The sequence below is a fragment of the Nostoc sp. JL33 genome, assembly GCF_017114985.1.
Taxonomy (GTDB): Bacteria; Cyanobacteriota; Cyanobacteriia; order Cyanobacteriales; family Nostocaceae; genus Nostoc.
Genome location: NZ_JABXKP010000006.1, coordinates 1 through 6,075 on the forward strand (window position 1 = coordinate 1; position 6,075 = coordinate 6,075).

Here is a 6,075-nt window from a genome sequence, read left to right on the forward strand (position 1 = left end):
ATGCCGACGATGCCGACGATGATGAGACTGGTGCAGTAATCGAGTCGGTTAAAGCGGCAAGTCAGGAATTGTATACTGCTGAATGTCAGGCGATCGCTAATTCTGATGAACTCTCTGGGGCTGAACTCAAGAAGCTGCAAGACAAAAGAGCGAAAACGAAAACCGAACGACATCAGCAGCGCAAGGCGGAATTGTCCCGTCGCTACGAAATTGACGTAACCCCTGATTTGGTTGAGAAGGATGACGATGGGTGGTATCCTCAACTGCGGATGCACTATTATTTGACGCTGGGGCGAGAGTTTCTGACAACTCGTGATGCCAAAAGAGCTGCATCGCAGTTGGAAGCAGGGGAGAATTCTATTTGGAAACCTGACTTTAACAAGGGGCAGCTATTGCCTGCTGTGCTGTTATTGGCAAAACTCAATCTCTTGCAACTGCTAAAGCCTGGGGTGAAGTGGCGTTCAACTGATGCAAAAATGCAGGAATTGAAACGGGCTGCTGTAGAAAATCGCTATTTCATCAAGACTTGTTTGAATGTGACTGTTAGCGAGAAGTTAACGCCCCTTGCGATCGCACAGAAACTACTTGCGAAGATTGATTTGAAGTTGGATTATGTCGGTCGGTTGGGTAAGCGTGAAAATCGGGAGTGCGTTTACCAGTTTGTTGCCCCTAACGATCAGCGTGATTCGATTTTCGGGCAGTGGTTAAATCGAGATGAATTATTTCAAAATGAGTTGGTGTCAGTCAGTAATAATAGAAGTACAACTACACCAGTCATTGACACCCAATCCCAGGATATTCCTCAAACACTCACGCCAGTGGAAAGTCCTGTTACCCAAAGATGGAAGGGGCTGAAGCTGAAAATACGCCTTGGACTCGACAGCGCTGGCTCTTTCTACCAAGAGCTTGTCTCTAGAGTTGGCGAGGCTGTTGGTGTTGCTGATGGTAAGCCTTACTGGAATGGGTATCTTGGGCAGTGGCAGGTGTGGGTTAATTTTGCTGACGGGTGTAGGTCTGTGGTGTGCGATTGGCTGGTGGCGGTGGTTAACTGAAGTCACACTTTCGACCAAGTTAATTTTGAGTCTAAACCAGAATCGGTAAGGTAATCACAAATTCTGTTCCAACGCTTGGGGTAGAATTCACATCCAAAGTTCCACCATGTTTTTCTACAACAATAGATTGAGCGATCGCTAATCCTAATCCTGTTCCTTTACCAACACCTTTGGTAGTAAACAAGTCATCAAATACTTTTCGTTTAATTGATTCACTCATCCCTTGACCATTATCAGCAATCTTCACCTCAACCTGTTTGTTTTTCAATGAGGTGGTAATCATAATCTGATTAGGATTGGCTTTAATCTCCCTAAAAGTCCGGTCTGTATTTGATTCATCCAAGGCATCAATAGCATTCGCTAGTATATTCATAAATACCTGATTTAATTGACCTGGAAAACATTCTACTTCAGGTAATTTACCGTAGTTTGTGATAACTTCAATCTTCGGACGTTGCTCATTTGCTTTCAGACGATGTTTGAGAATCAGAATGGTACTATCAATGCCTTGGTGGATATTGAAAGGTATTTTGTATTCTCGATCGGCACGAGTGAAGGTGCGGAGACTGGTACTAATATCTTTCAGTCTGTCACAGGCTATCGTCATCGAATCAATCATTTCTGGTAAATCTGATAAGCTATATTCCAAGTCAATTTCTTCGGCATGAATAAGAATTTCATCTCCCGGAGCGGGAAACTTTTTCTGATAAAGCTTTAAGTGGTCAACAATATCAGCAAAGGTAGGTTTAGCTTGTTTTACACTGGCAGCAATAAAGCCCAAAGGATTATTCATTTCGTGAGCTACTCCAGCAACCAATTGACCAATAGAGGACATTTTTTCGCTTTGGAGCAAATGAACTTGGGTGCTTTGAAGTTCTTTAAGAGTGCGCTCTAAATCTTCCGCTTTTTGCACCAAAGTTTCTTCCGCAGCTTTGAGTTCGCTGATATCCCTTGCGATCGTCGAGAAATATTCAACTTCCCCCTCAGGTGATTTGTGAGCAATAATCAGTTGGGATATGGGAATTTCTCGTCCATCAGCTTTTAAAACAGCCGTTTCCCCAACCCAATCACCGACTCTAACGGATTCTGGTAATCCTTGATTCTGGATAATCTCATTTGCCCATTTCGGATGATTTTGGGACAAATTTCTCTTATGAAGCGATTCTTCTTCCCCTAGCTCCAACATTCTACGAGCTGCTTTGTTAAAGTAAAGAACCTGCCCAGTTAAGTCAGCAGTACTGATAAAGTCTGGTGCTGCTTCTAGAATTGCTAATAACTTCGCCTGTTCTTTCTGGGCTTGTTTATGCTCACTAATATCACGAGCTACACCAACAGTCATTATCACTTGACCTAGTTCGTTGCGGATCGCAGATTTGATTGTATGGAATAGGCGTACCTCGCCATTGTACCGAGTTACTGGCTCTTGGGGAATTTCTAGGGTCTGTCCACTTTCAAATACGTAAGTATCATCTTTGATATATTGCAGAGTATGATCTGCTTCGCTGAAGGGTGCATCAATCATATTTTGAAGCTGTGACTCACTCATCCCGTAATAATCACGAAATGCCTTATTTGCCCAAATTATTCGAGATTTAGGACCTTTAACCAGTACCATATCTGTAATTGCATCAAGAATTTGCTGATAGGTCTTTTCGTTTTCGCGCAGAGCGTTTTCAAAAGACTTTACTTTTGTAATATCCTGCACTGTTGAGACAATACTAATTACCTTGCCATCCACGTTAGTTATTGGAGTGTGACACCAATCACAAATAATCACTATTCCATGTTTTGTCAGGTTCTTACTGAGATTATTACCTCCCACTTTCTCTTCAATTAATAACTCCATTATTTTTATGGCTTGTACTCTCTCAATTTCTGGCACAATTATTTCTGATACCTGACAACCAAGTACTTCGCTTTTGCTGTATCCAAATAGTTGTTCAGCAGCCTGATTCCATTCTATTACTTAAAACGCTGTATTCCACTCAATTAAAGGCAAAGGATTTCGTTCTATAAGTAATAAAAGTTTATCTTGCAACTGTTTCAAATCTGGCTCTGCTAATTGATTTTCAATCTCCTGACCATTTCTACTGACTTCATCAACTTTTAGCACTTGGTTGACAGAAAAATTGTTACCGGATTGAATGCCCTGCTGTTGAAAGTTCATCCTATCTAACTGACTAATAGATTTGCTTGCTACTTAAATCTAGGATTCCCTATTCTTTAGAGAATGTAACATTCCTGCTTCTAATAATATTCATCTGTTGGAACTGGAGTTTAGACTAAAAGTGATATGAGAGAACGCAAACTAAATGGAATTAGAGGTTAAAAATATTATCTTGTCAGCCTCAAAACATCCGCTACCTTGAACAATTATTGTGTAGTATCCTTGCCGAGAATATAATACAATAATGATAATCATGAAAATGGATGGAGAGACAGTAACGAGGGTTTTTTCTCTCCATCCATTTTATTCGATTATCATTATCAGATAATCAGCAAGAAAAAAGGGGTGTCTGATTGAATACAGTCCCCCTTTTGGTAGAAGGTGAGAAAAGAACTACCATTACTCACCTAAGCTGTTACGCAGCTTGATTGTATAATAAAGCTAAGTAATTAACCTAGCATCAGCCACCTATGCCAGCAAAGAACCATCTTTCTAAAGAGCAGAAGGAACGGTTACTAAAAACGCTAAAAGAGCATGAAAATCCATACGTAAGAGAAAAACTATTGATTTTATTATTAATAAATGATGGAAAAACTTATCAGGGAATTAGTAACTTTTTAAACATTGCATCTCCAACGGTAGCATATTGGGCAGTTCACGGCGATCCAGATAACCTAGGAAGTGTTTTAGATGGAAGAAGAGAAGGGAACTTTCGCAAAGTTACCAAAGAATATGAAGATTTATTATTAGAAGTAATTGAAAAAGAACCATTAGAGTATGGGTATGAATTTGGTCGTTGGACAGCAGCGAGACTAGCCACATACCTCGAAAAGATAACAGGAATTAAATTAAGTGGTTCGCAAGTTGGGAGAATATTAGAGCGAAAAAAGTACGTTTACCTTTGGGCAAAATACAGCCTAGAGGACAAACAGAATCCTGAAACACGTAAGGCATTTAAAGAAAAATTGTCAGAATACTTAAGAATAACAAATGTTGCCCCAGAGCGTTTACAGGTATGGTTCTGGGATGAGAGTGGATTTAGTTTAAGAGTGATAAGAAGAAAAAATTGGGGTAAGAAAGGTACAAGAAAACAAATCACTGGTCAAAGAAGAAGAGGAAGAGTCAATATTATGGGAGGGTTAGTTATCACGATAAGAAGAGAATGAATTTTGTGATTCAAAAAGGAAATGCAGATGTATTTTATGAGCAGCTTAAATCTTTGAATAATTTTCTCTTGCAAGAATGGATAGAGCAAGGAAATCCAAGTGAGACTTTCAATAAATGTTCGGCGAAAATAGTGATTATCTTAGATAATGCCAGCTTCCATAAAAGAAAAGATATTTTAGCTAATATCAAGGCAGAAATGCCAAATATTACCTTGGAATTTCTACCACCTTATAGTCCAGATTATAATTTAATTGAATTGGTTTGGCATTCAGCAAAAGAATATATAGCTCATAGATTGTTCGAGTCAGTATCACAGCTAGAAGATTTGTTAAATAAATTATTAAATGAAGGAGGTCTTATTATTAAATGGGAGCGCAAGATTAAAAATAAAGGTAATGCTGTTTATTAAATTTAGCTGCTACGCAGCTTAACCAATGCAATAGCGATCGCAATTGGCTTAACGTGGTTCAGTTAAGAAAGTTTTTCTGAGAAGGCAAGGGAACAGTTACGAAAAAATAGGCTGATTTAAACTGTATTAGTTTATCGCCTAGAGGCACAGGAAATTAGTACAATTTTTGGATCCTCACGTTTTCAGCAGGAAAAAGCATTTGAGCCAAAGTCTACCTATAGCACCAAGTCGGAAACTGAAGATTACGATCCTAACAGTAGGTTCAAGGGGAGACTTGCAACCATACTGCGCTTTGGCTATTGGTTTAAGACGTGCAGGGCATCAGGTAACAGTTGCAACACACGAAAACTTTGCATCTTTTGTGAGGCAGTTTGATTTAGAGTTTGCACCAATCGCTGGCAATATGCAAGAGTTTTTGCAATCCAAACTCCAGCAGCGATTGATTGCGGGAGAAAAGTTGAATCCTTATGAGGGAGATAAGCTTTTGCTTCAACAGTTGGAATCAGCTTGGAGTGCGTGTGTTGGAAGTGAGGTGATTATCTACACGCCGCTAGCTACCTTTGGATATCACATTGCAGATAAATTAGGTGTACCCTGCTTTTTTGCATCAGTTCTGCCGTTGAGTCCTACAGGGATGTTTGGGTTTTTGAGATTTGCTCAAATAGCTAAAAACCCGTTAAAAAAAGCGATAAATTATGGCAGCTACTTACTAGTAGAGTTTTTGCACTGGCAAAGATATCGGAAGCTGCTCAATCACTTCAGAACAGAAACTTTGAAATTGCCGCCTCTACCATATTTCGGCAGACGCTTCAGACAGAAGACTCCGGCGAATGTATCACGAATCCCTGTATTGTATGGATTTAGTTCGCACGTCATCCCAAGACCCCGTGACTGGCCTGCATGGGCCTATGTGACTAGTTTTTGGTTTATTGAGCAAGCCTCCGAATACGAGCCACCTCTGGAACTAGAGGATTTTCTTGGACGAAAGCAATTACCTTTGTGTTTTGGATTTGGGAGCATGACAATGCCCAATCCAGAATATCTCACACACTACATCGTGGAAGCCTTAAAGAAAACACATCAGAGCAATTACCAATTCGCAATTCGCAATTCGCAGTTAATACCCCATGTCTTCAGGCAGGGGTTTGAAAATTTATGCTGTGCATTTCTTCATCTTCCATCAATGAATTAAAGGGGCTTGTATCCCAACGACTCAATTATCTAATTAGGGTTTGCTGAAAAAGTAGTAAAAAAGTAAGAGGAGGGTTGACTAGTAGTCT

Annotated in this window: 3 protein-coding genes and 2 pseudogenes; 3 read left to right on the forward strand and 2 right to left on the reverse strand. The window is 39.9% G+C overall.

Going from position 1 to position 6,075, the window contains the following annotated elements:
- A pseudogene (locus HWQ23_RS00170) lies at window positions 1-1,052 on the forward strand (hypothetical protein); the annotation flags it as partial.
- Window positions 1,053-1,083: 31 nt separating this feature from the next.
- Here HWQ23_RS00170 and HWQ23_RS00175 read toward each other — a convergent pair.
- Both HWQ23_RS00175 and HWQ23_RS00180 read right to left on the reverse strand, forming a co-directional pair.
- The gene (locus HWQ23_RS00175) at window positions 1,084-3,015 is read right to left on the reverse strand and encodes a PAS domain S-box protein (RefSeq protein WP_292822767.1); all 1,932 of its coding nucleotides are present in this window, start codon (window positions 3,013-3,015) and stop codon (window positions 1,084-1,086) included.
- Between the two features lie 3 nt (window positions 3,016-3,018).
- Window positions 3,019-3,219, reverse strand: coding sequence for a hypothetical protein (locus HWQ23_RS00180; RefSeq protein WP_292822765.1), 201 nt, complete (start codon window positions 3,217-3,219; stop codon window positions 3,019-3,021).
- A gap of 470 nt (window positions 3,220-3,689) precedes the next feature.
- Here HWQ23_RS00180 and HWQ23_RS00185 point away from each other — a divergent pair.
- Window positions 3,690-4,795, forward strand: a pseudogene (locus HWQ23_RS00185) (IS630 family transposase).
- Window positions 4,796-4,994: 199 nt separating this feature from the next.
- Window positions 4,995-5,987: a glycosyltransferase gene (locus HWQ23_RS00190; protein WP_292822766.1), complete on the forward strand. Its 993-nt coding sequence runs from the start codon at window positions 4,995-4,997 to the stop codon at window positions 5,985-5,987.
- The last annotated feature ends 88 nt before the right edge of the window (window positions 5,988-6,075 follow it).